20 protein-coding genes are annotated in these 24,711 nt (G+C 63.1%); 4 read left to right on the plus strand and 16 right to left on the minus strand.

What is annotated here, in order from left to right; genetic code table 11:
- Positions 1 to 3: 3 nt before the first annotated feature.
- On the plus strand, positions 4 to 1,044 hold the full coding sequence (locus EOA19_RS01060) for a DUF3445 domain-containing protein (RefSeq protein ID WP_023808729.1): 1,041 nt from the start codon (positions 4 to 6) through the stop codon (positions 1,042 to 1,044).
- 313 nt (positions 1,045 to 1,357) lie between these two features.
- Here the strand turns inward: EOA19_RS01060 and EOA19_RS01075 are convergent, their stop codons facing one another.
- Positions 1,358 to 2,074 (minus strand): XRE family transcriptional regulator, encoded by a 717-nt coding sequence (locus tag EOA19_RS01075; RefSeq protein WP_127270283.1) that lies wholly within the window; start codon positions 2,072 to 2,074, stop codon positions 1,358 to 1,360.
- 315 nt (positions 2,075 to 2,389) lie between these two features.
- On the opposite strand from EOA19_RS01075, the gene EOA19_RS01080 reads away from it, so the two are divergent.
- Positions 2,390 to 3,748: an NAD(P)/FAD-dependent oxidoreductase gene (locus EOA19_RS01080; protein ID WP_128302438.1), complete on the plus strand. Its 1,359-nt coding sequence runs from the start codon at positions 2,390 to 2,392 to the stop codon at positions 3,746 to 3,748.
- A gap of 11 nt (positions 3,749 to 3,759) precedes the next feature.
- Here EOA19_RS01080 and EOA19_RS01085 read toward each other — a convergent pair whose 3' ends face one another.
- The 6 genes from EOA19_RS01085 to EOA19_RS01110 form a co-directional block, all read right to left on the minus strand.
- Positions 3,760 to 5,742, minus strand: a complete 1,983-nt coding sequence (locus tag EOA19_RS01085; RefSeq protein WP_128302439.1) for an ABC transporter permease subunit — start codon at positions 5,740 to 5,742, stop codon at positions 3,760 to 3,762.
- The gene (locus EOA19_RS01090) at positions 5,739 to 6,824 is read right to left on the minus strand and encodes a glycine betaine/L-proline ABC transporter ATP-binding protein (protein WP_128302440.1); all 1,086 of its coding nucleotides are present in this window, start codon (positions 6,822 to 6,824) and stop codon (positions 5,739 to 5,741) included. Before EOA19_RS01090 ends, EOA19_RS01085 begins: the two co-directional genes overlap by 4 nt.
- A gap of 78 nt (positions 6,825 to 6,902) precedes the next feature.
- Positions 6,903 to 7,877: an ABC transporter substrate-binding protein gene (locus EOA19_RS01095; RefSeq protein WP_127291030.1), complete on the minus strand. Its 975-nt coding sequence runs from the start codon at positions 7,875 to 7,877 to the stop codon at positions 6,903 to 6,905.
- 420 nt (positions 7,878 to 8,297) lie between these two features.
- Positions 8,298 to 9,062: an SDR family oxidoreductase gene (locus tag EOA19_RS01100; protein WP_127291028.1), complete on the minus strand. Its 765-nt coding sequence runs from the start codon at positions 9,060 to 9,062 to the stop codon at positions 8,298 to 8,300.
- Between the two features lie 80 nt (positions 9,063 to 9,142).
- Entirely contained in the window at positions 9,143 to 10,033 is an 891-nt protein-coding gene (locus tag EOA19_RS01105; protein ID WP_164892819.1) for a DUF427 domain-containing protein, read from the minus strand.
- Positions 10,030 to 11,685 (minus strand): ABC transporter substrate-binding protein, encoded by a 1,656-nt coding sequence (locus tag EOA19_RS01110; protein ID WP_023808721.1) that lies wholly within the window; start codon positions 11,683 to 11,685, stop codon positions 10,030 to 10,032. Before EOA19_RS01110 ends, EOA19_RS01105 begins: the two co-directional genes overlap by 4 nt.
- Before the next feature lie 113 nt (positions 11,686 to 11,798).
- Between EOA19_RS01110 and EOA19_RS01115 the strand changes: the two genes are divergently transcribed.
- The gene (locus EOA19_RS01115; protein ID WP_128302441.1) at positions 11,799 to 12,701 is read left to right on the plus strand and encodes a LysR family transcriptional regulator; all 903 of its coding nucleotides are present in this window, start codon (positions 11,799 to 11,801) and stop codon (positions 12,699 to 12,701) included.
- A 26-nt stretch (positions 12,702 to 12,727) separates the two neighbouring features.
- On the opposite strand, the gene EOA19_RS01120 is transcribed toward EOA19_RS01115, so the two are convergent.
- The 8 genes from EOA19_RS01120 to EOA19_RS01155 form a co-directional block, all read right to left on the minus strand.
- On the minus strand, positions 12,728 to 14,770 hold the full coding sequence (locus tag EOA19_RS01120; RefSeq protein WP_128302442.1) for an ABC transporter ATP-binding protein: 2,043 nt from the start codon (positions 14,768 to 14,770) through the stop codon (positions 12,728 to 12,730).
- Positions 14,763 to 15,641 carry an ABC transporter permease gene (locus tag EOA19_RS01125; protein WP_128302443.1) on the minus strand — a complete coding sequence of 293 codons (879 nt, stop codon included), beginning with the start codon at positions 15,639 to 15,641 and terminating at the stop codon, positions 14,763 to 14,765. Before EOA19_RS01125 ends, EOA19_RS01120 begins: the two co-directional genes overlap by 8 nt.
- Entirely contained in the window at positions 15,638 to 16,591 is a 954-nt protein-coding gene (locus EOA19_RS01130; RefSeq protein WP_128302444.1) for an ABC transporter permease, read from the minus strand. Before EOA19_RS01130 ends, EOA19_RS01125 begins: the two co-directional genes overlap by 4 nt.
- A 71-nt stretch (positions 16,592 to 16,662) precedes the next feature.
- Complete coding sequence (locus tag EOA19_RS01135) at positions 16,663 to 18,327, minus strand: ABC transporter substrate-binding protein (RefSeq protein WP_128302445.1); 1,665 nt, start codon at positions 18,325 to 18,327, stop codon at positions 16,663 to 16,665.
- 243 nt (positions 18,328 to 18,570) lie between these two features.
- On the minus strand, positions 18,571 to 19,755 hold the full coding sequence (locus EOA19_RS01140; RefSeq protein ID WP_128302446.1) for a mandelate racemase/muconate lactonizing enzyme family protein: 1,185 nt from the start codon (positions 19,753 to 19,755) through the stop codon (positions 18,571 to 18,573).
- A gap of 1 nt (position 19,756) precedes the next feature.
- A complete protein-coding gene (locus EOA19_RS01145; RefSeq protein WP_128302447.1) occupies positions 19,757 to 20,863 on the minus strand; it encodes a mandelate racemase/muconate lactonizing enzyme family protein in 1,107 nt (368 codons plus the stop codon).
- 35 nt (positions 20,864 to 20,898) lie between these two features.
- On the minus strand, positions 20,899 to 21,591 hold the full coding sequence (locus EOA19_RS01150; protein ID WP_023808713.1) for a GntR family transcriptional regulator: 693 nt from the start codon (positions 21,589 to 21,591) through the stop codon (positions 20,899 to 20,901).
- A gap of 107 nt (positions 21,592 to 21,698) precedes the next feature.
- Positions 21,699 to 22,487, minus strand: coding sequence for a 2OG-Fe(II) oxygenase (locus EOA19_RS01155; RefSeq protein WP_128302448.1), 789 nt, complete (start codon positions 22,485 to 22,487; stop codon positions 21,699 to 21,701).
- 102 nt (positions 22,488 to 22,589) lie between these two features.
- On the opposite strand from EOA19_RS01155, the gene EOA19_RS01160 reads away from it, so the two are divergent.
- Positions 22,590 to 23,522 (plus strand): LysR substrate-binding domain-containing protein, encoded by a 933-nt coding sequence (locus EOA19_RS01160; RefSeq protein WP_128302449.1) that lies wholly within the window; start codon positions 22,590 to 22,592, stop codon positions 23,520 to 23,522.
- Positions 23,523 to 23,544: 22 nt separating this feature from the next.
- On the opposite strand, the gene EOA19_RS01165 is transcribed toward EOA19_RS01160, so the two are convergent.
- On the minus strand, positions 23,545 to 24,696 hold the full coding sequence (locus EOA19_RS01165) for an efflux RND transporter periplasmic adaptor subunit (protein ID WP_128302450.1): 1,152 nt from the start codon (positions 24,694 to 24,696) through the stop codon (positions 23,545 to 23,547).
- Positions 24,697 to 24,711 lie beyond the last annotated feature (15 nt).

The following is a 24,711-nucleotide window of genomic DNA, read 5'->3' on the forward strand; positions in this document are numbered from 1 at the left end:
ATCATGGGCATTACCTTTCGCAAGGAAACGTTCCGCGACGACTTCACCTTCAAGAACAGCCCCGAGCACATAAGGCGCTTCCCGTTCCCGTTCCACGAAGACGCCTACATGTATGCGGTCAACATCGAGCCGCATGTCGTCGGACCCAGGGGCAGCGTGCTGGAAAACCTGATCGACGTCGATGAGCACTATGTCGCCGAGATGCAGGACCGCGCGCTGGTGCTGGCCGAGGACCCGCTGCGCTGCCAGTCGCTGCCGCATATGACGCTGGCCGGCTGGGACCTGCTCGAGCTTTTGATGGAACAGCAGGCGCTGGGTTATCCCGAGCATTTCACGCTGACCCGCGACGGCGACCGCTGGCGCTGGATCAACCGGCCGCTCGGCATCGACGACACCTTTACCTTCGGCGACACCTCGACGCTGCCTTACGGGCCGATGGAGTACATCACGCGGCAGAGCCAGGGCGATTTCTGCATCCTCGACCAGCGCGACGGCAATCTGTGGATGGATGCCGGCATGGTCACCACCCAGGCCGACTGGTCGCTCGATTTCGACATCGGCATGAACTTCTTCGAATGGCATGCGCCGGTGCCGCTGGCGCATGAGAAGGGGATTTTCGTCAGGGCGCTGAAATTCCTCACCAACATCCAGCAGGGCAAGCCGGCGCGGCGCCTGAATTGGACGATGACCATCAATCCGCGCCTCGACACCAGTCCGGAAAACTACCACAAATGGGGTCCGGACCGGGCGACGGTGACGCCGGAGAATGTCGGCGACAAGGTGCATCTGCGTGTCGAACTGCAGAGTTTCTGGCGCCTGCCGCGCTCCAACGGCATCGTCTTCCCGATCCGCTGCTATCTGATCAAGATGGACGAATTGGTGACGCAGCCCAAATGGGCACGGCGCCTGCACCGCGTCATCCGCGACCTGCCCGACGAACTCGCCAACTACAAGGGCCTGACGCGCTATCGTCCGGCGTTGGTCGAGTGGCTGTCGAAGCTGGATGATGGGAGTGCGACAAGTTCGGGCTTTGGGCCGGATTAGAGCCTGCTGGGAGAGAAAGAAAGGAGCCCGGCGGGACGGTTTCGCTCCCTTCCTCTACCCCGTCGATTGGGGGAGAGGTGTCGAGCGAAGCTCGACGGAGTGGGGGTCGACCTGATTCGGCGGTTGTGAGTTCGCGCCCAGGCGATGCTTCCGATTGTTCAGCTGCCTGCCGAGATTTCAGGCCCGCTCGGTCGTGCCACTTGTCGGCGGGTTCGCGTTTGAGGACCGCCTTCCCCCACTCCGTCGCTGCTTCGCAGCGCCACCTCTCCCCCCTCCGGAGGGAGAGGAAGAGAGTTTTGCGGGACAGCTAACCTCACCCCGCGCTCTGCGGATAGCAAATGATCGACAAATAGCGCATCGGCAGCTTCGTCAACTGTTCCGGCCCGTGCGGTGCGTCGGCATCGAAGAACAGGCTGTCGCCGGGCTTCATCGGGTAAAGGTTGCTGCCGTGCCGGTAAACCACCTCGCCTTCGAGCATGTAGAGGAACTCCATGCCCTCATGCTGGAAGGTCGGGAACACATCGGAATCCTCGGTCAGCGTGATCAGATAGGGCTCGACGACGACGCCGCTGGTGTTGGAGCCGATATGGCCGAGCAGATTGTACTGATGACCGGCACGGGTGCCGCGGCGTTCGACATCGAGACCTTGGCCGGCCTTGACGAAGACGGCGCTGCGCTCCTCCTCGAAGCGGCGGAAGAAGGCGGTGACCGGAACGCCGAGCGCCCGCGACAGTGCCTGCAAGGTGGTCAGCGACGGCGAGGTGATACCATTCTCGATCTTCGACAGCATGCCGAGCGAAATGTCGGTGGCGACCGCCAGATCGGCGACGGTGATGCCGAGCTTCTTGCGGAACGCCCGCACCTCGCGGCCGATCGCCACCTCCAGCACTTTTTCGCGCGTGTCGCGAATGGCATGCGGGTTCTGCGTCAGCGGCGCGCGGATGGTCTTGCCGTCGGCCGAAACCTTTGGCAGCGGCTTGGCCGTCGCACCGGCTAGACCAGCCTTGGGATCGGAAACCTTCTTCGCCATGTCGCCCCCGGCACTCCTGGGATTTATTTCACTCTAGGTGAACATGTCAGGTGCCGATACAGGAGCGCAACTGCGACGGCAAGTCGCGTGAACGGGCATGCGCATGATAATGATGTTGGCCGCGTCCGGCTTTTCGCGGGAAATCCACATCGGCGAAACCTTGTTTCAGCATCGGGCTGTTGACAGCACGAAAGGGCCAATTACTGTCCTGTGAGTGAAATTTGTTTCGTAAGAGCAATTCCGGGAAAGGCGCATAGCGCTTTCCCCTTGGGAATTGCGTCAAGACAAAGTCGAAACCAGATCGGGAGGCCTGCCATGAAAAGTCGCGTTGCCGTCATCGGAGCCGGCCCGTCCGGCCTGGCACAGCTCAGGGCCTTCAAGTCGGCGGCCGACAAGGGCGCCGACATTCCCGAGATCGTCTGCTTCGAAAAGCAGTCGGACTGGGGCGGCCTGTGGAACTACACTTGGCGCACCGGCCTCGACGAGCATGGCGATCCGGTGCACGGCTCGATGTACCGCTACCTCTGGTCGAACGGACCGAAGGAGTGCCTGGAATTCGCCGACTATACTTTCGAGGAGCACTTCGGCCGGCCGATCGGCTCCTATCCGCCGCGCGCCGTGCTGTGGGACTACATCAAGGGACGCGTCGAGAAATCAGGCCTTCGCAAATGGGTGCGCTTCAACAGCCCGGTGCGCATGGTGACGTTTTCCGACGAGACGAAGAAATTCACCGTCACCGCGCATGACCGCACCAACGACGTCACCTATTCGGAAGAGTTCGACAATGTCGTCGTCGCTTCCGGGCATTTCTCGGTGCCCAACGTGCCCTATTTCGAGGGCTTCTCCACCTTCAACGGCCGCATCCTGCATAGCCACGATTTCCGCGACGCGATGGAGTTCAAGGGCAAGGATATATTGATCATCGGCCGCTCCTATTCGGCCGAGGACATCGGTTCGCAATGCTACAAATACGGCGCCAAATCGATCACCTCCAGCTACCGCTCGAAGCCGATGGGCTTCAAATGGCCCGACAATTGGAAAGAGGTGCCGCTGCTGCAGAAGGTCGTCGGCAAGACCGCGCATTTCAAGGATGGCACCACTAGGGATGTCGACGCCATCATCCTGTGCACCGGCTACCTGCACTCTTTCCCGTTCCTCACCGAGGACCTGAAGCTGAAGACCGCCAACCGCATGTGGCCGGACGGGCTCTATGAGGGCGTCGTCTGGGAGAAGAACCCGAAATTGTCCTTCATCGGCATGCAGGACCAGTTCTACACCTTCAACATGTTCGACGCGCAGGCCTGGTTCGCCCGCGACGTCATCATGGGCCGCATCAAGCTGCCGTCGGCCAAGGCAATGGCCGAGCACGGCGCGAAATGGAGGACGCGTGAGGAAACGCTCGAAGACGCCGAGCAGATGATCTGGTTCCAGGGCGACTACACCAAGGAATTGATGGACCAGACCGACTATCCGGGCTTCGACGTCGAGGCGGTCAACCAGACCTTCATGGAATGGGAACATCACAAGGCGGAGAACATCATGGGCTTCCGCGACCACGCCTACCGCTCGCTGATGACCGGGACCATGGCGCCGCTGCATCATACGCCGTGGCTGCAGGCGCTGGACGATTCAATGGAGAGCTATCTCGAGATGAAGGGCGTCGCGGCGGAGTAGGGCGGCGCCTGCTATCCCAGCCTCGCCCTGGCCTTCGCCGTCCAGGCGCCGAACAGCCGGTCGGCGACGATGCCGATGAAGGCGATGGCCAAGCCCGCAACGATACCACGACCGGAATCGGCCTTGGACAGCGCGATGAACACTTCCTGGCCGAGATCGCGCGTGCCGACCATGGCGCAAATGATGATCATCGCCAGCGCCATCAGGATCGTCTGGTTGACGCCAAGCATGATCTCCGGCAGCGCCAGCGGCAGTTGCACGCGAAAGAAGGTCTGGCGTGGCGTGCACCCGGAAACCTTGGCTGCCTCGATCAGCGCCGGCGGCACCTGCCTGATGCCGTGATTGGTGTAGCGGATCGCCGGTACCACGGCGAAGGCTATCGTTGCGATCATCGCGGTGACGTCGCCGACCCTGAACAGCATCACCACCGGGATGATGAAGCAGAAGGACGGCAGCACCTGCAGCGTATCGATGACCGGTGTGACGATCTTCTCGAAACGGTTGCTGCGTGAAGCCATCAGCCCGATGGGGATGCCGATCAGGCAGGCAATGAAGGCAGAGATGCCGCAGAGATAGACGGTCGCCATGGTCTTTTCCCACAGGCCGGTGATGGCGCAGAAAGCGGTCAGCGCTGCCACCAGCACGGCCAGCCGCAGGCCGGAGAGCTGATAGCCTGCGAGGCCGAGCAGGAAGACGGCGCCCAGCCAGGGAAAGCCCTCGCAAAAGGCGCGCAGCGGGTTCAGCAGATTGAGGATGAGCGTCACGCGAAACGCCTCGATCATGTCGAAGAAATTGATCGTCACCCAGTTTACGGCCGCTTTCCACAGGGGCGCGGTGGTGAAGGTGATCGCCTTCGGCACCGCCGCGAAGGCCGGCACGAACAGGCCGAGAAGTGTCGTCACCACAAGGATGGCGATGGCCAGCGTCAGATTGGGAGAGCGCTGCCAGAGGCTCGGGCTCATCTCCTGATGGGCATGGCCTTTGGCCTGCTTGTGCGCGATGGCCTGGCTCAGCCGGTCGAGCGCAATGGCCAGTGCCACGATGGCAAGGCCGGCTTCCATCGCCTCGCCGACCTTCAGGGCGCGCAGTGCCAGAAGCACGTCATAACCGAGTCCACCGGCGCCGATCATCGAGGCGATGATCACCATGTTCAGCGCCAGCATGATCACCTGGTTGACGCCGACCATCAGTGTCGGCCGTGCCGAGGGCAGCAGCACTCGCCACAGTTTCTGCCGCGCCGTGCAGCCTGCCATCTCGCTGAAATCGTCGATCTCCGACGGCACCCGCGACAGGCCGAGCATCGTTGCCCGCACCATCGGCGGCGTGGCGAAGATGGCGGTCGCGATCATCGCCGACACCGGGCTGTTGCCGAACAGCAGCAGCATCGGGATAAGATAGGCGAAAGTCGGGATCGTCTGCATCAGGTCAAGGGCAGGGGAGACGACAAGCCTTTCCGCCCATGGCTTGCGCCACGCCCAGATGCCGGCGAACAGGCCGGTGACGATGCAGAACGGCACCGCGATGGAAATCAGCGCCAGCGTCAGCATGGCACTGGTCCATTGGCCGAACAGGGCGATGTAGAGGAAGCAGCCGCCTACCAGCAGGCTGAGTTTTCTGCCGCCAACGGCATGACCGGCGAGGAAGGCGGCGGCGCAGACGCCGACCCAGGACAGGCGCGGCAGGATATAGGCGTCAGCGCCGTGGCCGATCTTGAAATTCTTGGCCAACAGATTGAGCGCGAAATCGAGGGGAACGCCGAGCACAGCGGTGATCGAGCGGGTCAACCAGGACAGGTTCGACTTGATCCAGCGCATCAGCGCGCTGACCCAATCGGCGACCGGCACGACGGCGCTGGCCGGATAATTGACGGCCCAGGGCAGGCGATCCTGCAGCAGGAGCACGACAAGCACAACGGTAAGCGCTGCCGCCCAGATCAGCAGCCATACCTGAATCGGCCGTGGCCTTGCCTCGCTGGCGCTTGCTGTCACCGTCATGCGCCGACCCTTGAGCGATCGATGCCGGCCAGCAGATCGATCACCGCTTGCGGCGTCACCTCGCCGATCGGCTTGCCGGTGCCGTTGACCACCGCGAACGGCTTGTTGGCGGCAACGATGCCGGCCGAGAAGCTGGCGATCTTGGCATCCGGGGCAACGGTGCCGCCATGTTCCGAGCCGTCGCAGGCGCGCATCAGGCTGCGTGCTGAAATAACCTTGGCGCGGTCGACGTCCCGGGTGAACTCGGCGACATAGTCGGTCGCCGGATTGACCACCAGCTCCTCCGGCGTGCCGATCTGGATGACCTCGCCATCCTTCATGATGGCGATGCGGTCGGCCAGCCGGATGGCCTCGTCGAAATCATGGGTGATGAAGACGATGGTCTTGCGCAGCATGGTCTGCAGCCGCATCAGCTCGTCCTGCATTTCGCGGCGGATCAGCGGATCGAGCGCCGAGAACGGCTCGTCGAGGAACCAGATTTCCGGTTTTGTCGCCAGGCTCCGGGCGATGCCGACACGCTGCTGCTGGCCGCCGGACAGCTCGCGCGGATAGAAATGCTCGCGGCCACGCAGGCCGACAAGTTCGATGACCTCGCGCGCCCGCGCTTCGCGTGTCGCCCGGTCCTGACCCTGGATGCCGAGCGGGAAGGCGATGTTCTCCAGCACGTTGAGATGCGGCAGCAGGGCAAAGTTCTGGAACACCATGCCCATGCGGTGCCGCCGCAATTCGATGAGTGCTGCATCGGAGATTTTCAGGAGGTCATTGCCTTCGAATTCGACCTTGCCATGGGTCGGCTCGACCAGCCGCGACATGCAGCGGACCAGCGTCGACTTGCCGGAGCCCGACAGGCCCATGATGATGAAAATCTCGCCCTGGCGGATTTCGAGGTCGACGGCGCGCACCGCGCCGACCAGGCCGGCAGCAGTGACGTCTGCCATGCTGGCCTTGCCGTCGCGTTCGCGGATGAAGTTGGCCGCGTTCGATCCGAACAGCTTCCAGACGTTGCGGCAGGCGAGCTTTATCGGACGGGCATCCTTTGGCGTGCCCACCACGTTTGGCTCCCGTTCAGTCTTGCCCGTCATTCAAACGTCCTTCTGGAACATCAAGAATTGAGACCCGGCTGATCAAGCAGCCGGGTCTCATTTTTCCAGTTGGAACGATCACTGCGCCCAGGCTTTCCAGTCGGCCTCGTGGGCGGCGATCCAGGCTGCGGCGACATCTTCCGGCGTCTTGCCGCCGAGATCGATCTCGCCGCTCATCTTGTTGAGTTCGTCGGTGTCGACCGTGTAGGCCTTGGCCACCTTGTAGGCGACCGGCCATTTGTCCTTCATGCCGGACCAGGAGTACTTCCAGATCTCGCCATGCGGCTTGCCGCAATCATATTTGGCGTCGGGATTGGTGCCCCATTTCGGGTCGTTGTAGCACTCGGGCGTGTATTCGGGGAATTCCACCCACTCGCCCTTGTACTTGGCCGGCGCCCAGTGCGGCGAATAGATCCATAGCATGATGGGCGCCTTGCGCTGATAGGCCGAGTCCAGTTCGGCGAACATCGCCGCGTCGGTGCCGGCATGGATGACGGTAAAGGGCAGCTTCAGTGCCTCGACGCGCTCGTCGTCAAAGCCTTCCCAGGTCACCGGGCCGCCGAGATAGCGCCCCTTCGGTGCGGTCTCGGCCGTCGAGAAGGCTTCGGCGCATTTCGGGTCCTTCAGCGCTTCCCAATTGGGTAGGCCGGGGCACTTCTCCTTCATGTATTCGGGAAACCACCATTCTTCCTTGGCCTTCGGGCCGAGCTTGCCCAGCCGTTCGGTCTGGCCTGTCGCATCGGAGGCCTTCATGGCCTCGCCGGCGGTCGTGTCCCAGAATTCCATGCCGACATCGAGATCGCCATTGGTGAGGCCTGTGGTCAGGCTGGAGAGGTAGTCGGCGGTCGGATACTCGACGGTGTAGCCGAGCTTTTCCAGGATGCCGCCGAGGATCTTGGCGTTCAGGTTGACGCTGGTCCAGTCGAACAGCGCGATCTTGATCGGGTCGTTCGATTCCGGCGCGGCTGCGTAAGCCGGTGATGTAAGCGCACTTGCGGCGGCAAGCGCGAAGGCTCCCATTGTTAAGTTCGAAATCACACTGCGAAGTGACATGCTTGTTCTCCTTCAAGCTGTGAAAATTATCGTTCGTTCCCTTCTTGCGGCTTTTCTTGATTGTGTTGGAAAGGCTGGTCTTTGCGCAAGGCCGTCGGCGCCAAATTGTTGCCCCGGCTTTGGCCAGCGCAGGCAAGATGGTGCTCAATTCTGGTGATGTTGGGACAGGATTGGAGTGTCGGCGTCATGGCTGCCGACGGATCGCTGCGGGAGCGGTCATCTGCGGATCGATTGCCAGTCCTGCGGCGCCCCTGCAAGGTGCGAGCCATCAAGGTCCTATGATCTCGGCTACCCGCCTGGTAAGCCCCATCTCGCCAAGGCCGTTTCATAGGATGAAATTATATATACCAAGGTTCATGTCGCGCAACGACTAACGCTTCGCGAGACGTACAAATTCAGACTGCAGGCGAAGCTGAGCTCTTACCAGCAGACGTAGCCGCCATCGACAATCAGGTCGAGGCCGGTGACGAAGCTCGCTGCGCGGCTGGCGAGGAACACCGTCGGCCCGACCATTTCCTCCGGCGCCGCCATGCGCCCCATCGGCGTGTCGCGCTTGAAGATCTTCACTTCTTCCGCCACCTCCGGCCGCTTGTTCATCGGCGTCAGCGTGTAGCCCGGACTGACGACATTGACGCGCAGGCCGCGATCGGCCCACTCCATGGCGAAGCTCTTCGACATGTGGATGACGGCGGCCTTCGAAGAGTTGTAGTGCGCCTGCGTCAGGCCGCGGTTGACGATGGTGCCCGACATCGAGGCGATGTTGATGATCGAGCCCTTGCCTCGCACCAACATCTTGCGCGCTTCGGCCTGACAGGACAGGAACACGCCGGCGACATTGACGTCGTGAACCTTCTGCCATGTCTCCAGCGGCATCGTCTCGGCGGGTTCGGAGCCGGCAATGCCGGCATTGTTGACGGCGACGGTGAGCGCACCGAGTTCGCTCTCAACGCGATCGATCGCAGCCGCGAGATCGCTCTGCGATGTCACTGTACCGGTCAGCACCAGCGCTTTGCGGCCGAGTGCCGCGATTCGGTGCGCGGTCTCGTCCAGCCCACCCTTCGATGTATGGCCGAAACAGGCGACGTCGGCACCTGCCTCGGCGAGCCCGATCGCGATTGCCTGGCCGATGCCGCTACCGGCGCCGGTGACCAGCGCGACATCGCCATCCAGCTTGAAAAGATCCATCGAGTGCCCTCCCCTGCGTCGGAGAGGGTATGGCTGAGCCGTGTTTCGATCAAGCGCCCGCGCGCAGGCGGCGTCGATGCTCAGAAATAACCGCTCGACGCGGCCGTGGCTTCCTTCGGGATTTCGACGCCGTCGACCAGGATCTTGTCGACCAGTTCGTGGTGGAAGCAGACCAGCCCCTTGATGCGCTCTGCCTCGTGCACCGGTTCCGGATAATACCAGACGAGGTTCTCGTGACGTTTGGCCTTCGTCGTCACGTGATAATAGCTGGAGATGCCCTTGTAAGGACAACGCGAGATGTAGCGGCTGGGCGCGAACATATCGAGCCGCGTGTCGGCGATCGGCAGATAGTGGCGCACCGGATGGCCGGTCTCGAACAGGAACACGCCGCGGCGTGAATCGGCGACCTGTTCGCCGTCGAGGATGACCTGCACGCGCCGCGACGACGGCAGGCAGTCGATCCGGCGGAACGGATCGCGGGCGTGGACGAAGATCTCCTCGTCCTCCTCGAACCAGTGGCCCATCTTGCTCCAGGTGAACGACATGTAGTCCGATATAGGCGGACAGCCCTTGACCGGATCGAGATAGCGCCAGGCCGCGTCCTCGACCAGCGTGATGCCGGTGTTGAGCGAGTAGTGGGTGGCTGTGCCCTTGAACGGATCCTCTGTCGTGGTCTTGCTCGGCAGCAGGAATTCCTCGCGAACGTCGCCGATCGGGAAATAGTAGACCGGCAGGTGATCGGATTCGTAGAACACCAAGGCATTGGTCGTATCGGCCACGGTCATCGACCCCACCTGCACACGCAGTCGCTTCTGCGTCGGCATGGTGAAGGCTATGTAGCCCGGCTCGAATTCATACTGCACGAGGGTGTCCAGCAAGGGAAAATGCGGCCCACGGCCGCGCAAATGAGGCTTGCGAATGGTAGTCTCCCGTTTTGTTTCTTTTGTCATCGGGCGTTGGGGCACGATCAGCTCAACGACACGCGGTCGAGCAGCAGGCCGGCCGCGATCGGCGGCAGGCCGCTGACATTCTTGCGCACCGGCACCAGCAGATCGGGGAAATAGCTGAAGATGACAGGCGTCTCGTCGAGCAGCAGTTTCTGGATGTCGGAGGCGGCGGCGCGCTGCGCGCCGACATCGAGCGCCTTGAGATAGCTGGTGACCATGCCGTCATAGGCCGGGCTCTTGAAATGCGCCGCGTTCCACGGGCCGTCGCTGACCAGCGGGCTCTTGAGAAACACGTTCGGCACGCTGCGATGCGCGTAATCGGTAATGCCGAGCGGGCTGTCCAGCCAGTCCGACTGGCCGAACACCGCCTTGCCGTAATATTTGTCCTGGTCCTCGATGTTGAGCGAGATGCGGGCACCGATTTCCTTGGCGAAATTCTGGAACAATTGCGCATAGCCCGGAATGTCGGAATAGCGCAGCGTGGTCAGCGTGATGTCGAAGCCTTCGGCGAGACCCGCCGCCTCGAGCAACTGCTTGGCCTTGGCGATCTCCTGGACGCGTTGCGGCACCGACTTGTCGGTCGCAGGGAAGGCCGGCGCGAACGGGCTGTCATTCCCGGTCGCCGCCATGCCGCGGCACAAGCCGTCGACCAGCTTGGAGCGGTCGATGCACAGCGCCAGCGCCTGGCGTACGCGCTTGTCGGTGAACGGGCCGGTGTCGCAGCGCATGTGAAGCTGGCGGTGCGCGGTCGAAGCGACACGCAACACGGTGATATCAGGACTGTTCAGCACGACCTGGCTGACATCGAGCGGAACAGCATCGAGAATGTCGACCTCGCCCGCCTGCAGCGCCAGGATGCGTGGCTGCACATCGCCGTAGAACTTGAACTCAAGCCGGTCGGGCAGCGCCTTCTCACCCCAATAGTCGGGGTTGCGGATGAAGGTCGCGCCGACCTTCGGCGTGTAGGTCTCCAGCCGGAACGGCCCGGTGCCTTCAAACGTCTTTTCGTAGTCGCCCTTGTAGCTCGCCGGCAGGATGACGGCGTTATAGTTGTCGATCGACACCGAATAGGGAAAGCTGCCATTCGGCGCATCGAGATGGAAGGCGACGGTGTGGTCGTCGACCTTCCGGGTGCCGCCCTTCGACAGCAGCCCCTTGAACACCGACAGCGCGTTGGAGGCACCGTTGGGGTCGGCCAGCCGATCGAAGGTTGCGACGACGTCGTCGGCCTTGAAGTCCTCGCCATTGTGGAATTTCACGCCCTTGCGCAGCTTGAAGGTCCAGATGCTGCCGTCCTCGTTCGGCGCCCAGCTTTCCGCCAGCACCGGCTTCAAGGTGAGGTCCGGCTGCGTGATGCAGAGAAACTCGGCGGTCTGGAAAACCAGCTGATAGCTGCCGCTGTCATAGTAGGTGACGGGATCGATGGCGCCGCCCGGCGTCGCCACGCCGGCGCGCACCGTGCCGCCCGGCTTGCCCTCGGCGCGTGCCTGCTGTGTACCGAAGCCAACTGCTGCGACAAGGCTGCCCAGGAACGGCAGGGAGAGGCCAAGCACGCTGCCATGGCGCAGGAAGTCGCGCCGGCCCATCCTTCCGGCCAGCAATTCGTCGACAGCGGAATTTTCGATTGCAGTGAGCGTTCTGCGAGCGTTGTCGATCATCCGGAAATGCTTGGGCATGGCTGGATTCCTCGCTTGTCTTGGGATTCAGTCATCTAGTTCATTGTTGACTGCCGCCGGAAAGCGATATTTTTTGATAGGGGTCATCGAAATTTTCGATGCAAGAGGTGGGTATGGACACTGAGAATCTGCGCAGCTTTCTCGAAGTCGCCACCCATGGCAGCTTTACCGTCGCGGCCAGCCGGCTCAACCTCGCCCAGTCCACGGTCAGTGCGCGGATCAGGGGACTGGAGGATCAGTTGGGACGCCGGCTGTTCGTGCGCGACCGCGATGGCGTCACGCTGACGCCGGCCGGCCGGCAATTCCTGCCGCACGCATCGTCCATCACCCGCACCTGGGAGCAATCACGGCAGGATATCGCCGTTCCCGAGGGCTACGAAACCTTGCTGCGGCTGACCGCGCCGGCCTATCTCTGGGACCGCATCACCTCGCCCTGGGTCGAGTGGATGCGCGCCAGGCGGCCGAACGTGGCGCTGCGGCTTGAAGGCAGTTTCCCGGATCTGGCGATCGACCAGCTGGCAGAAGGCCTGCTCGACATCTGCATCCTCTATCTTCCGCGACCGCATCCCGGCATTGTCTACGAGACGCTGGCCGTCGATCAGGTCGTGCTCGTCCAGCACGCCGCACAGACCAAGCCATGGACCGAAAACTATATCCTGATGGACTGGGGACTGGAATTCCGCATCGAGCACGACCGCGCCTTTGCCGGCATGGTCAAGCCGGCCATATCGGCCGGGCTGGTCTTCATCGGCCTCCAGCATGTCCTGTCGCAGCAAGCCGCCGCCTATCTGCCGCTCAGCGCCGTCAGCGGCCATATCGAGCGCGGTGAGATGCGGCGCATCGACAACACACCGGTATTCCAGCGGCCAATCTACCTCGCCTATCCCTCGAATCCCGTGTCTTCGGATGTCCTGGATGTCGCGCTCACCGGGCTGCGCACGCTGGCCAGGGACTGGGCTGAAGTTCAGGGCTTTTCGGAAGGTGACCGTTCCCTCGGCATGGCCGGGCAGATCTGACCGGCCAAGCCACGCGAGCGACAGCGCTATGCCGGCTCGGTTGCGACCGCCCTCTGCAGCCTAGCCAGTTCGGCGTAAGGAATGTGGCAGCGGATCGAATGGCCGGGCTGGGCTTCGCTGAGTGGCGGCTCCTGCTGTTCGCAGATCGGGCCGATCTTGCGCGGGCAACGCGTGTGGAACACGCAGCCCGAGGGCGGGTTGGTGGCGCTGGGGATTTCGCCGTCGAGACGAATGCGTGCCGTCTCGGTCTGGTCGAGTTTGGGCACGGCCGACAGCAGCGCTTCGGTATAGGGGTGATGCGGCCCGGAAAAGACGTCTTCCGACGGTCCGAGTTCCATGATGCGGCCGAGATAGAGCACGGCGATCTTGTCGGAGAGGTAACGAACCACGGCAAGGTCGTGCGAGATGAAGATGTAGCTGACGTCTTCCTTCGACTGCAGGTCGGCGAGCAGATTGAGGATGGCCGCCTGCACCGACACGTCGAGCGCCGAGGTCGGCTCGTCGCAGACGACGATGCGCGGATCGCCGGCGAAGGCGCGCGCGATGGCGACGCGCTGCTTCAGGCCGCCGGAGAGCTGGCGCGGCTTGACGGCAAGATGCCGGTCGGTGAGCCGCACCGAGCGGACGAGGTCGTTGAGGCGGACCTCTAGTGCCTTGCCGCTCAAACCCGCCAGCCGCTTCAGCGCGCGGCCGATCAGGTGGCGGATCGAATGCGAACGATTGAGCGCCGAATCCGGATTCTGGAAGACGATCTGCATCGCCTTGATCTGGTCGTCGCTGCGGTTCTCCAGCCTGGGCGCCAGGGCCTTGCCCTCAAGCTCGATGGTGCCGCCTGCGTCTGGCGGCACCAGGCCGAGCAGCAGCCTGGCAAAGGTCGTCTTGCCGCTGCCGGACTCGCCGACCAGCCCGAGCGTCTCGCCGGGTCTGAGATCAAGCGAGACGTCCTTGACGGCGCGCAGTGCATGGCCGTGGCTGGCATAGGTCTTGTTCAGCCCGGCGACGCGCAGCACCGGTGCTGCTGCCACCTTTGGCGCCGGCGCCACATCGCTCGGTGTCGCACGCGGCAACGCTTGCGCCTTGTCGTGATAGTGGCAGCGTGACAAGCGCCTCCCGCGTTCGTCACTCAGATCATAGAGCGGCGGCAATTCGGTGCGGCAACGGTCGTCGGCGAGCGCGCAGCGGTCGGCGAAGGCGCAGCCCTTGATGTCGGCCCCGATGCCGGGCAGAACCCCCGGAATGGTGTCGAGGCGGCCCTGATCCTTGCGCTGGCCACCGCGCGGCAGGCAGCGCAGCAGCGCCACCGTGTAGGGATGGCGCGGATCGTTGAACACGACCTCCGTCGGCCCTTCCTCGACCAGCATGCCGGCATAGAGCACGCCAACCCGGTCGCACATGTTGGAAACGACCGCGAGGTTGTGGCTGATGAACAGGATAGAGGCCGACAGTTCCTGCCTGAGCTGTGCGATCAGGTCGAGCACTTCGGCCTCCACCGTCGCATCGAGGCCGGTGGTCGGCTCGTCGAGGATCAGCATCGACGGATCGTTGGCCAGCGCCATGGCAATCGCCACGCGTTGCTGCATGCCGCCGGAAAGCTGGTGCGGGTAGCGCTGCATGACGCTGACGGGGTCGGAGATGCGCACGCGGTTCAGCATCGCAATCGCCCGGTCGGTGGCCGCTTGTCCCGAAATGCCGCCGAGTTCAAAAATCTCGGTCAGCTGACGGCCGACGCGGATCGACGGATTCAGCGCCTTGCCCGGGTCCTGATAGACCATGGAGACGCTTTCCGCGCGCGCCCGCCTGAGCGCCTCGGCGTCCAGCTTCATCACATTCTGGCCATCGAGGGAGATGGCGCCGCCGGTGATGGAACCGTTTCTAGGAAGATAACGCACGACAGTGAGCGCCACTGTCGACTTGCCGCAACCGGATTCGCCGACCAACCCATAGGCTTCGCCCTGGCCGATGGTGAGGCTGAGGTTGCGCAGAACGGCGCGATTGCGGCCGGCGACGCGGTAGGCAACCGAAAGATCGGTGAGTTCGAGTGCGTTTTCGGCCTTGGCGGAGTTAGTCATTGAGCGCTCCGTGAACGCCGTCGGCCGCCAGATTGACGCCGATCACCAGCGAAGCGATGGCAAGCGCATCGAACAGCACCGTCCACCAGAAGCCGCCGCCGATCATGCCGTAATTGTTGGAGATCGACAGCCCCCAGTCGGGCGAGGGCGGCTGGATGCCAAAGCCCATGAAGGAGAGCGTGGCGACGGCGAAAATGGCATAGCCGAGCCGCACGGTGGTTTCGACCAGGATCGGCGGGATGACGTTGGGCAGGATCTCGACGAACATCGTATGCAGCGCACTTTCATGCCGAAGCTGTGCGGCGGCGACATAGTCGAGCTCGCGCTCGGCCAGCACCGCCGAGCGCACGGTGCGCGCGATGATCGGCGCGAAGCTCAGGCCGATGACGACGATGACGGTCGTCTTCGAGGTGCCGAGCGCAACGATGGCCAGCAGCGCGACGATGACCACCGGGATCGCCATGAAGGCTTCCAGGATGCGGCTGACGACATCGTCGACGAGACCGCGAAAATAGCCGGTAAGGAGGCCGAGCGCCGTGCCGGCCACGGTCGCCAGCAAGGTTGCCAGCGGTGCCACGGTCAGGATGTCGCGCGAACCGACGATGACGCGCGAGAAGACGTCGCGGCCGATCTGGTCGGTGCCGAACCAGTGTTCGGAAGAGGGCGGCGCCAGCGCATTGATGATGTCGTCGGCGAGCGGATCGTAGGGCGCGAAATGCTCGCCGAACAGCGCACAGGCAACCCAGAACAGCACGATGGCGAAACCGACAAGGAATGTTCGCGAGCGCAACAGCGAGAAAAAGACCTCCGCCAGCGGGCCGCGCCGTTGTGTGTCGTCGGGGGTGGGGGAGATGTTTTGGACAGCGCTCATTGATCTGACCCCAACCGGATGCGCGGATTGAGCACGGAATAGAGGAAGTCGGCGACAAGGGTGGCCACTGCATAAACGATGCCGATGGTGAGAATGCCCGATTCGAGCATCGGGAAATCTTTGCCGCGGGCGGCGGTGAAGATCAGCGAGCCGATGCCCTGGTAGCGAAACAGCGTTTCGATCACCACCAGACCGCCGATCAGATAGCCGGTCTGCGTCGCGATGACGGTGATGGTCGGCAGCAGCGCGTTGCGCAGCACATGCCGCCAGATCACCGTGCGCCAGGGCAGGCCCTTCAGCACGGCCGTTCGCGTGTAGTCGGAATCGAGCGCCTCGATCATGCCGGAGCGTGCCATGCGGGCGATGTAGCCGAACAGCACCAGGAACAGCGGCAGCGAGGGCAGGATCAGGTAATAGAGCTGCGTGAAGAAGCCGGCATCGCGCGGCCATGCGGCCGAGATCGGCAGCCAGCGCAGCCACACGCCGAAGATCAGGATCAGGATGATGCCGGTGACGAATTCCGGCAGCACCGTCACCGACAGGCCGCCAAGGCTGATGATGCGATCGAGCGGCCGGTTGAGGTTGAGCGCGGCAACGACGCCGCCGAGGATGCCGATCGGCACCACCAGAACGAAGGCGACCGCCGCCAGCTTCATCGAATTGCCGAGCGCATCGATGACGAAAGGCGCGACCGGCGAGCGGAAGATGTAGGACGTGCCCATGTCGCCCTGGACGAAATTGGAGATCCAGCTCCAATACTGCGCCAGCAGCGGACGATCGACACCGAGCGTGTGATTGAGCGTGTCGACCGCGCGCTGGTCTGCGAACGGACCCAATATTGCGCGCCCGACATTGCCGGGCAGCACCTGGCCGCCCAGGAACACCATGATGCTGAGCAGGAACAGCGTGACGAGCGACAGCGAGACACGCCGGACAAGGAAGGAGAGAATGGCTAGGACTCCTTGTGGAGCCAGCCCCCATGCGGGAGCTGGCTGTTAGAGGATTGGCTTTTCCTTTCCGCTCAGGCCTTCGATGCCTTATCGAGGAACAGCTGCGACATGGCGGTCGGCTGTACGCCGGCCACGCCCTTCGCCGTCGCCGTCAGATAGTCGTAGAAATAGCCGAAGATGACAGGCGTTTCCTCGAGCAGCAGCTTCTGGATCTTGCCGGCGTCGGCCTTCTGCGCCTCGAGGTCAAGGGCCGCGATGTAGCTGGTCGCCAGCGCATCATAGTCCTTGTTCTTGAAGTGTGCCGCGTTCCAGGTGCCTTCACTCTTCAGCGGTGCCGCGAGATAGACATTCGGCACGCCGCGGTGACCATAGTCGGTGATGCCCATCACCGAATCCAGCCAGTTCGACTTGCCGAACACCGCGTCTCCGTAATAGCCGCTCTGGTCGAGGATATTGAGGTCGAGTTGAACACCGATCTCCTTGACCCAGTTCTGGATGAGCTGGGCGTATTCAGGGATTTCTAGGTAGCGTTCGGTGGTCAGGGTTATCTTGAAGCCCTGGCCAAAGCCGGCTGCTTCCATGAGCTGCTTGGCCTGGGCGATATCCTGCTTGCGTTGCGGCACGCTCGTATCGGTCGAAGGATAGACGGCGGCGAATGGGCTGTCATTGCCCAGAGCGGAGCGTCCCTTCATGAGGCCGGCGGCCAGCTTGTCGCGATCGAGGCAGAGCGCAATGGCACGGCGCACGCGCGCATCCTTCAACGGGCCCTCGTCGCAGCGCATGTGCAGTTGCTGATGGGCTGACGACTTCAAGCTGATGATGTCGACGTTCGGATCGTTGAGCAGAGCGACGCCGGCCAGCACCGGCATCTGGTTGATGATGTCGACCTGGCCGCCCTGCAGCGCCAGGATCTGCGGCTGCATGTCGGTGAAGAAGGTGAACTCGGTGCGTTCCGGCAGCGCCTTCGGCCCCCAATAGTCCTCGTTGCGGACGAAGGACGCACCGACCTTTGCCGTGTATTTCTCTATTCTGAACGGCCCGGTGCCGTCGAAGCTCTTTTCATAGTCGCCCTTGTAGCTCGCCGGGATGATGACGGCGTTATAGTTGTCGGACGACAGCATGTAGGGGAAGTTGCCGTTCGGCGCATCGAGGTGGAATTCCACCGTGTAGTCGTCGACCTTCTTGGAGGCCCCCTTCTGCAGGATGCCGGTGAACACCGACAGCGCATTGGACGAGTTGGCCGGGTCGGCAAGGCGGTCGATGCTGGCCACGACGTCGTCGGCCTTCATCTCGCCGCCGCTGTGGAATTTTACGCCCTTGCGCAGCTTGAAGGTCCAAACAGTGCCATTGTCGTTCGGCTTCCAGCTTTCGGCCAGCGCCGGCTGCAGCACGAGGTCGGGGCCGTCGACGCACAGGAATTCCGCAACCTGCTGCATGACCAGCAGGCCGCCGGCGTCCGCAATGGTGACTGGGTCGATCGTTGCTGCCGGCACGCTGCTGGCGACACGGATGGTGGCGCCGGGTGCGCCCTGGGCGCGTGCCAGCGTCGGCATGCCGCCAAGGCCGGCTGCCATGCCGATACGGCCCAGCAGCGGCAGCGACAGACCGAGCAGGCTGCCGTGACGGACGAAGTCGCGGCGGCTGACACGACCGTCGACGAGGCCGTCGATCAGGTGATTTTCAAGCGGCGTGCGATTGCGCCGGATCAGGTCGAGAATGGTGTAGTTCTTGCTCATGGGTTTTTACCCTTTCCCCTATTTCTTATGGTTGACGAAATCTCGTGGATTGCTCCATTTCCCGGCCGCCAGAAGGCTTGTCGACCGGAACTTAGCATGCGGTTTTGCCCGGTATCCAGTCGTGGCGTGGACGCGCCGGATTGCTGGCTGCACTGCTTCCATCGTTTTTGTCCAACCTTCCCGGTCGAAGTCGCGGTGGTTGGCTTCTCGTGTCTGGCCGTCGGTCTTGGCCGCTTGCCGCATCTAGTTCAGCGGCAAACGGCGATAGGTTCCGGGTTTTGCCGGGTCATGATACTTGTTGCACGGTCCTTTCTCGGTAAAGTCTCTGTGACAGGCAGCGAGGTTTTCGCGCGACAAGGTGACGCCAAGGCCGGGACCTTCCGGAACGCGCACGACATTGTTCTTCGGCGAAAACGGTCCTTCCTCGGTGACATCCATCGGCAGCATGCGAAACAGCGACTGGTTCGGCTCCCTGATCCAGCCGAGTGCCGCGCACAGATGCAGATAGGCGGCACTGCCGATGCCGCTGTCGCCGCTGTAGCACCAGAAGTCGATGCCGGCGTGCTCGCAGGCGCCGACGAAGCGCAGCAGGCGGCCGATGCCGCCATGCGTCGTCGGGTTGCCGACGAAGGCGTCCGGAACCTTGGTTTCCATGGCACGCGCAATGTCGATGTTGTGGGTCGAGAACGGGATCGAGCAATGGCGCCGTAATTCGCGCATCTCCTCGATGGTCGCCACCGGATCCTCCCAGTTGCGCACGCCGAGATCCTCCAGCGGGCGTGCCAGCCGCCGCGCGGTGCTGAGCGAATAAGCCTGGTTGGAATCGATACGGATCATCGCATCGTCGCCAAGTTTCCGACGGATCAGTTCGACCATCCTGAGCGAGATTTTTGGGTCTTCGGTCGAGAACTTGCCTTCGAAGAAGGTCGTTCCATGCGTCTCGTGCAATTCGACGCAATAGTCGGCGACTTCCTCGGGCGTCGTCTCGCCCTTCACCTTCGGCCCGTCACCGCGCAGCGAAAAATAGTCGGTGAACGGGATGTCCTTGCGCACGGCGCCGCCAAGCAACTGGTAGAGCGGCTGGTTCCACGCCTTGCCGCGCAGGTCCCACAACGCCATCTCGATGGCGCCGAAGGCCATGATGCGGGTGCGGTCGTTGATCGACTGCACGCCGGTCCAGAAGGGCAGGCAGACATGCTCGGCGCCGGCGATGTCGAAGGCATCGCGCCCGACCAGCCTTGGCGCCAGGACATCGTTGATGATTGTGGCCGCCGCCGGCGTCGGCGCTTCGCCGAGGCCGACCAAGCCATCCTCGGTCTCAACTTCGACGATGGTCGGCGAAAATCCGTCGAGTTCGCCGAACACCCAGGCATAGGGTGCTTCGAGGCGCAGATTGATCGGCGTGGCTTTGATGCTGCGGATTTTCATCTCAGCGGCCGACTTCGAAGAAAGGCTTGCCCAGCAGATCGGGAACGACATCGATGCCAAGGCCGGGGCCATCTGGAACGCCCATGCGGCTGCCGGTGACCGGGGGCATGTTCGACGCCGTGCGCACCGTCACCCACTCATGGAAGGCAATCGCATGCAGCCGCCGCTCTTCCGGCGTCGACAGCGACAGATGCGCCATCGCCGCCGTGTCGATCTCGGCGCCGCCCGTGTCCTCGACCGTGATCATGAAGCCGAGGTCGACGGCAACGTCGCGGATCTGGCGCGTCTTCGTCACCCCGCCAAGGCGCGAGATCTTCAGGGTCAGCCCGTCGGCCGCACCCAGGCGATGAATTTCCAGCATCGCCTCGAGCGAGGTGACGGATTCGTCGAGCACCATCGGTTTGTCGAGCATGCGGCGAACCGACATGTTCTCGTCGATCGTCGTGCAGGGCTGCTCGAACGTGTAGTCGATGGCGCGCGTGGCATCGGCGAACTGGCGCGCCTGATAGGGCGTCCAGCCGGCATTGGCGTCGCAGAAGATGACCGTGCCTTTCGGCACCGAGGCGGCGACCGCGGTGACACGCTCGATGTCGTCGTTGACATTGCCGCCGACCTTGACCTGCAGCCGGTGGAAGCCGTCCTTGACGATGCGCTTGGCCAGCGCGGCCATGGCGTCGACGCTGCCGTGCGTGACGACCTTATAGAGTTCTGCGGTGTCGCTTTCCTTGCCGCCGAGCAGCGTGACCAGCGGCGCGTCGGCGGCGCGCGCCGCCAGATCCCAGCAGGCCATGTCGAGCGCCGACTTGATGTAGGGATGGCCCTTGAACACCGTGTCCATCAGCCGCCCGATGCTGGCCAGCCCGCGCGGATCGCGGCCGATCAGATGCGGCGCGATCTCGACCACGCCGGCGCGAACGCCGGCGGGGAAGGCTGCCGAGTAAAAATTGCCGAGCGGCGCCATCTCGCCCCAGCCGGTGATGCCGCTGTCTGATGTAATGGACACGATCACCGCGTCGAAAGCGTCGGCCTCGCGCCCCTTCGACATGCGGTATGGCCCGTCCACGAAGGGCTGCACGACATGGTAGGCCTTGATGGTTTCGATCTGCACGTGTCTTGTCCGCTGTCTGTGGTGTTGGGAACGGGTCAGGCGCCCCTCGACGGGCGTTGTTCGAGGCCGCGCGCGTAGGCAAGCAACTCCTCGAAATCGAGATCGATGTGCTCCCTGGCATGGCGCTGGGCTGCACGCATGTCCTTGCCCTTCAGCAACCGCACATAGGTTTCGTGAACGTCTTCGGCCGGCACCGGCTCATTGCGGGCATGCTGGTGGAGCGCAAAATACATCTGCAGCCGGCTGGTCAGCCGCTGCCAGGTTTCCAGCAGCACCGAATTGTCGGCCCATTCGTAGATCAGGCCATGCAGTTGCAGTGCGGTTTCAATTTGGCGTGTCGTGTCCAACGCGCGGGTCGCCTGCTTCACGGCTTCGTGGCGCCGGTCGAGCTCGTCGAAGAAGCGCTGGTCGCGCAGCGGCCACGCCCGCTCGATGGCCAGCTCGTCCATCACCTTGTTGAACGAATAGGCATCGTCGATGTCCTTTGCCGTGACTTCGATGACGAAGGTGCCGGCATAGGGGATGCTGGTCAGGATGCCTTCCTGCACCAGTTCGCGCATCGCCTCGCGCAGCGGCGCGCGGCTGACGCGCATCTGTTCGGAGATACGGAGCTCGTTGAGCTTCTGGCCGGGTGCGAGCTGGCCGGTCAGGATCGCGCGCCGCAACAGCGCGACGATCTCGGCGCGGCGCGTCGTGTCCGCGATCGGACTGAAATCCGCTTTCGCCATTCGGTCACTCCCAAGGAAACCGAAAGCAAGACAAGCAGATTGTCGACAATCTAACAAGAGGTCATCTTCGGATTCTTGGAGCCGCTGGCATATTGCCCTCTTCGGTCTCAGGTGGCGCGTCCGTAGAAGCCGACGCGCTCCTCGGGGCTGAACATCACGCCGGGCTTCTCGTAGTATGAAAACACCGCGATCATGCGCTCGCGCTCGCCTTCGACGGTGGTGACGCGATGCGCGGTGTTCTTGCCGCGGAAGACATTCAGCGTGCCGGGCTTCATGCGCAGGATCCTTGCGTCGGGGTCGCGCCCTTCGAGCAATCTGGCGACGCCGTCATAATTGGGATTGTCGTCCGACCTCAGATCGGTGCGGTATTCGAGGTCGCCGCCACGCTCCGCCGCCTGCAGCAGCAGCGTCGTCGTGAATTCGGAACGGTCGAAATGCCAGTTCAGCGCCTCGCCGGCGCGGTAGGCCATGACATTGGTTCGCGCCAACGGATCCTGCATGACATGCAGCCTGGTTTTGCCCATCGTCGCTGCCAGGAAGCGCAGCAGCGGTTCGTATTCGTAGATGGCGAGCACGACGCTGCCCGGAATCTGGTCGGCACAGACGGTGTGGCTGATGGTCTCCACCTTGCATAGCGCCGGATGGTCGGGTGCAAGCTCGGGAATGTCGGGCTTGAAGTAGATGTTGTGCATGCGCTTGTGCACATGCGATCGCGCGGCCATCACCGGCTGAATCTCGCGCACGGCTTTTTCAGCCATGCCAGGGCGCAAGAACCCTTCGAGATTGAACATGCCGTCGGCTTCGAGCGCGGCGACGGATTGTTCGACAAGGCGCTGCCATGCGGCGCTGCCTTCGCGGTCGAGCGGATAGCGGTCGAGATCGAGGATGTCTTTCATCGTCATGGCTCCGAAGGTTCGAGCCTATGAGACGGCAAAAAAATCTTTCTCTCAACGCAGAAAATAATTAGGATTGGGCAAGAGAAACTTATGGAGCCTTGTGTGGAACGGTTGCCTCCGCTGAATGCGATCAAGGCTTTCGAGGTTGCGGCGCGTGCTGGCAGCTTCACTCTGGCCGCCTCTGAACTCGGCGTGTCCTCAGCGGCGGTCAGCCAGCAGATACGCAATCTCGAAACCTGGTTCGGCAAACAGCTGTTCGTGCGCAGCGGCAACCGCATCGCGCTCACCGACGCCGGCCACGCCATCTATCCGCAGACGGCGAAGGCTTTGGGAGACATCGCCGCCATAGGCCAGCGCATGCTGGAGGGCGGGATGCGGACGCGTCTGGTCGTCAGCGTGCCGTTCTCGCTGGCCGAACTGTGGCTGGCGCCGAGGCTGGCCACGCTCCTTGATGCCTTCCCGCAGATGGCCATCGATGTCCGTGTCGAGGACGATCCGGTCGACCTCATGCGCCAGAACATCGATCTGCGCATCAGCTATGGCGACTATCACTATCCCGGGCTGAAACTTGTTCGTCTCGTCCATGACGATGTCCTGCCGGTCTGCGCGCCGGAGTTCTGGCGCAAGCACGGCAATGGCGATCCCAGTCTGGGGGATCTGCATGAGAGCCTGTTCATCCACACCAATTGGGGACCGAACTATGCCTCGCACCCAACCTGGGCGGACTGGTTCGCGGCCTCCGGCGGCAGCCGCTCACCCGACCCGTCGCACGGGCGGCGCGTCGGCCTGTCCAGCCTGGCGATCGCCTCGGCAAGGCTGGGTCTGGGTATCGCACTTGGCCAGCGGGTCATGGCGCGCGCCGATCTGGAGGCCGGCCGACTGATCGCGCTCTCCTCCGTCTCGGTGCGCCTCGGGCATCCCTATTGCGCATTCATGCCGCCGGCCAAGGCCAACCGCAGCGATGTCGCCAGTCTGGTGGACCTGCTCATGAAAGCGGCGCCCGCGACCTGTGGGAAGGCCGGGGCGCCGCGCTGAAGCCGGATCCTGACGGGGGTGTTCAGGTGGCCGGCTTTTCCGGTATCGGCGATACAGGCGCTCCGGGTCCGATCTTCTGCAGGTTGCCCGTGATCACCTGGTCGCCCTCGGCGACGCCGCTGAGGATGGCGACCTGATCGCCGCTCGTCGGTCCGAGCGAAACCAGCCGCTGGTCGACCGTGTTGCCCTTGCCGACGACATAGAGATATTTGCCGAGCTGGCTCGAGCCCAGTGCCGTCTGCGGCACCATCAGCGCGTCGGCCTGCTCTCTCACATGCAGCCGGACACGAACATATTGGCCCGGCAGCAGCGTGAACTTGCCATTGCCGATCGTCGCGCGAGCCGTGATCGTGCCGGTCGAGCGGTCGACCGAATTGTCGATGAAGGTAAGCTCGCCCTTCTGGCTTGCCTCGGTCTGGCCGGGGAGCAGGACCTCCACTTCGATCGGGCCGTTGGCACGGGCTTGCTCGATCTCGGCCAGATCCGTCTCGCTCGGGTTGAAGGTGACGTAGATCGGGTCGAGCTGCACCAGCGTGTTGAGCACCGTGCCGGCAACGCTGACCAGCGTTCCGACCGAAGCCTGGTTGCGGCCGAGGCGCCCTCCAAACGGGGCCCGGATTTCAGCGTAGCTCAGATTGAGCTCTGCCGTGCGGACCGCCGCCTGGTTGACCGCCAGCGACGCCTGTGCTTCGCGCAAGGTGCTGGTGCGCTGGTCGAAGCCGTCCTTGGCGAGGTAGCCGCTCTTGGCAAGCTCGGTGCCGCGGCCGAGATTGGAGCGGGCATAGTCGAGCGTTGCCGTATCGCGCTGCACCTGCGCCTTGACCTGGTCAAGCGCCGCCTGGAAGTCGTCAGGCGAGATCTTGTAGAGAAGATCGCCTTGCCGGACGTCGACGCCGTCAGAAGCGGTCTGCTCTTGCAGGTAGCCAGGAATCCTGGCCTGCAAGGTGATGCTGCGGATCGGTTCCGTCCGCGCGGCATAGTCCAGGTAGATCGGGATCGTCTTCTTGACGACACTGACCACCGGCACCGGCATGACGAATGCCGCCGGAGCAGGCGTCGCCGCGGCCGTGCCGGCATTGAGGCTGAGATTGCCCATGTCGAGCAGATGGACGCTGGCCACCGAGATCGCTCCCAGCGCGACAGCCGTTCCCAACGCGATTTTCCATTTACGCATGATCAGTCTCCAATC

Source organism: Mesorhizobium sp. M7A.F.Ca.US.010.02.1.1 (assembly GCF_004023085.1).
In the GTDB taxonomy this organism is placed as follows: domain Bacteria; phylum Pseudomonadota; class Alphaproteobacteria; order Rhizobiales; family Rhizobiaceae; genus Mesorhizobium.

Bases quoted from the DNA above. Each gene is read 5' to 3' on its own strand.
- EOA19_RS01060 (WP_023808729.1), top strand. From the start codon at position 4: ATGGGCATTACCTTTCGCAAGGAAACGTTCCGCGACGACTTCACCTTC.
- EOA19_RS01165 (WP_128302450.1), bottom strand. From the start codon at position 24,696: ATGCGTAAATGGAAAATCGCGTTGGGAACGGCTGTCGCGCTGGGAGCG.
- EOA19_RS01100 (WP_127291028.1), bottom strand. From the start codon at position 9,062: ATGGATCTTTTCAAGCTGGATGGCGATGTCGCGCTGGTCACCGGCGCC.
- EOA19_RS01075 (WP_127270283.1), bottom strand. From the start codon at position 2,074: ATGGCGAAGAAGGTTTCCGATCCCAAGGCTGGTCTAGCCGGTGCGACG.
- EOA19_RS01095 (WP_127291030.1), bottom strand. From the start codon at position 7,877: ATGTCACTTCGCAGTGTGATTTCGAACTTAACAATGGGAGCCTTCGCG.
- EOA19_RS01155 (WP_128302448.1), bottom strand. From the start codon at position 22,487: ATGAAAGACATCCTCGATCTCGACCGCTATCCGCTCGACCGCGAAGGC.
- EOA19_RS01125 (WP_128302443.1), bottom strand. From the start codon at position 15,641: ATGAGCGCTGTCCAAAACATCTCCCCCACCCCCGACGACACACAACGG.
- EOA19_RS01090 (WP_128302440.1), bottom strand. From the start codon at position 6,824: ATGACGGGCAAGACTGAACGGGAGCCAAACGTGGTGGGCACGCCAAAG.
- EOA19_RS01080 (WP_128302438.1), top strand. From the start codon at position 2,390: ATGAAAAGTCGCGTTGCCGTCATCGGAGCCGGCCCGTCCGGCCTGGCA.
- EOA19_RS01140 (WP_128302446.1), bottom strand. From the start codon at position 19,755: ATGAAAATCCGCAGCATCAAAGCCACGCCGATCAATCTGCGCCTCGAA.
- EOA19_RS01135 (WP_128302445.1), bottom strand. From the start codon at position 18,327: ATGAGCAAGAACTACACCATTCTCGACCTGATCCGGCGCAATCGCACG.
- EOA19_RS01150 (WP_023808713.1), bottom strand. From the start codon at position 21,591: ATGGCGAAAGCGGATTTCAGTCCGATCGCGGACACGACGCGCCGCGCC.
- EOA19_RS01085 (WP_128302439.1), bottom strand. From the start codon at position 5,742: ATGACGGTGACAGCAAGCGCCAGCGAGGCAAGGCCACGGCCGATTCAG.
- EOA19_RS01115 (WP_128302441.1), top strand. From the start codon at position 11,799: ATGGACACTGAGAATCTGCGCAGCTTTCTCGAAGTCGCCACCCATGGC.
- EOA19_RS01120 (WP_128302442.1), bottom strand. From the start codon at position 14,770: ATGACTAACTCCGCCAAGGCCGAAAACGCACTCGAACTCACCGATCTT.
- EOA19_RS01110 (WP_023808721.1), bottom strand. From the start codon at position 11,685: ATGCCCAAGCATTTCCGGATGATCGACAACGCTCGCAGAACGCTCACT.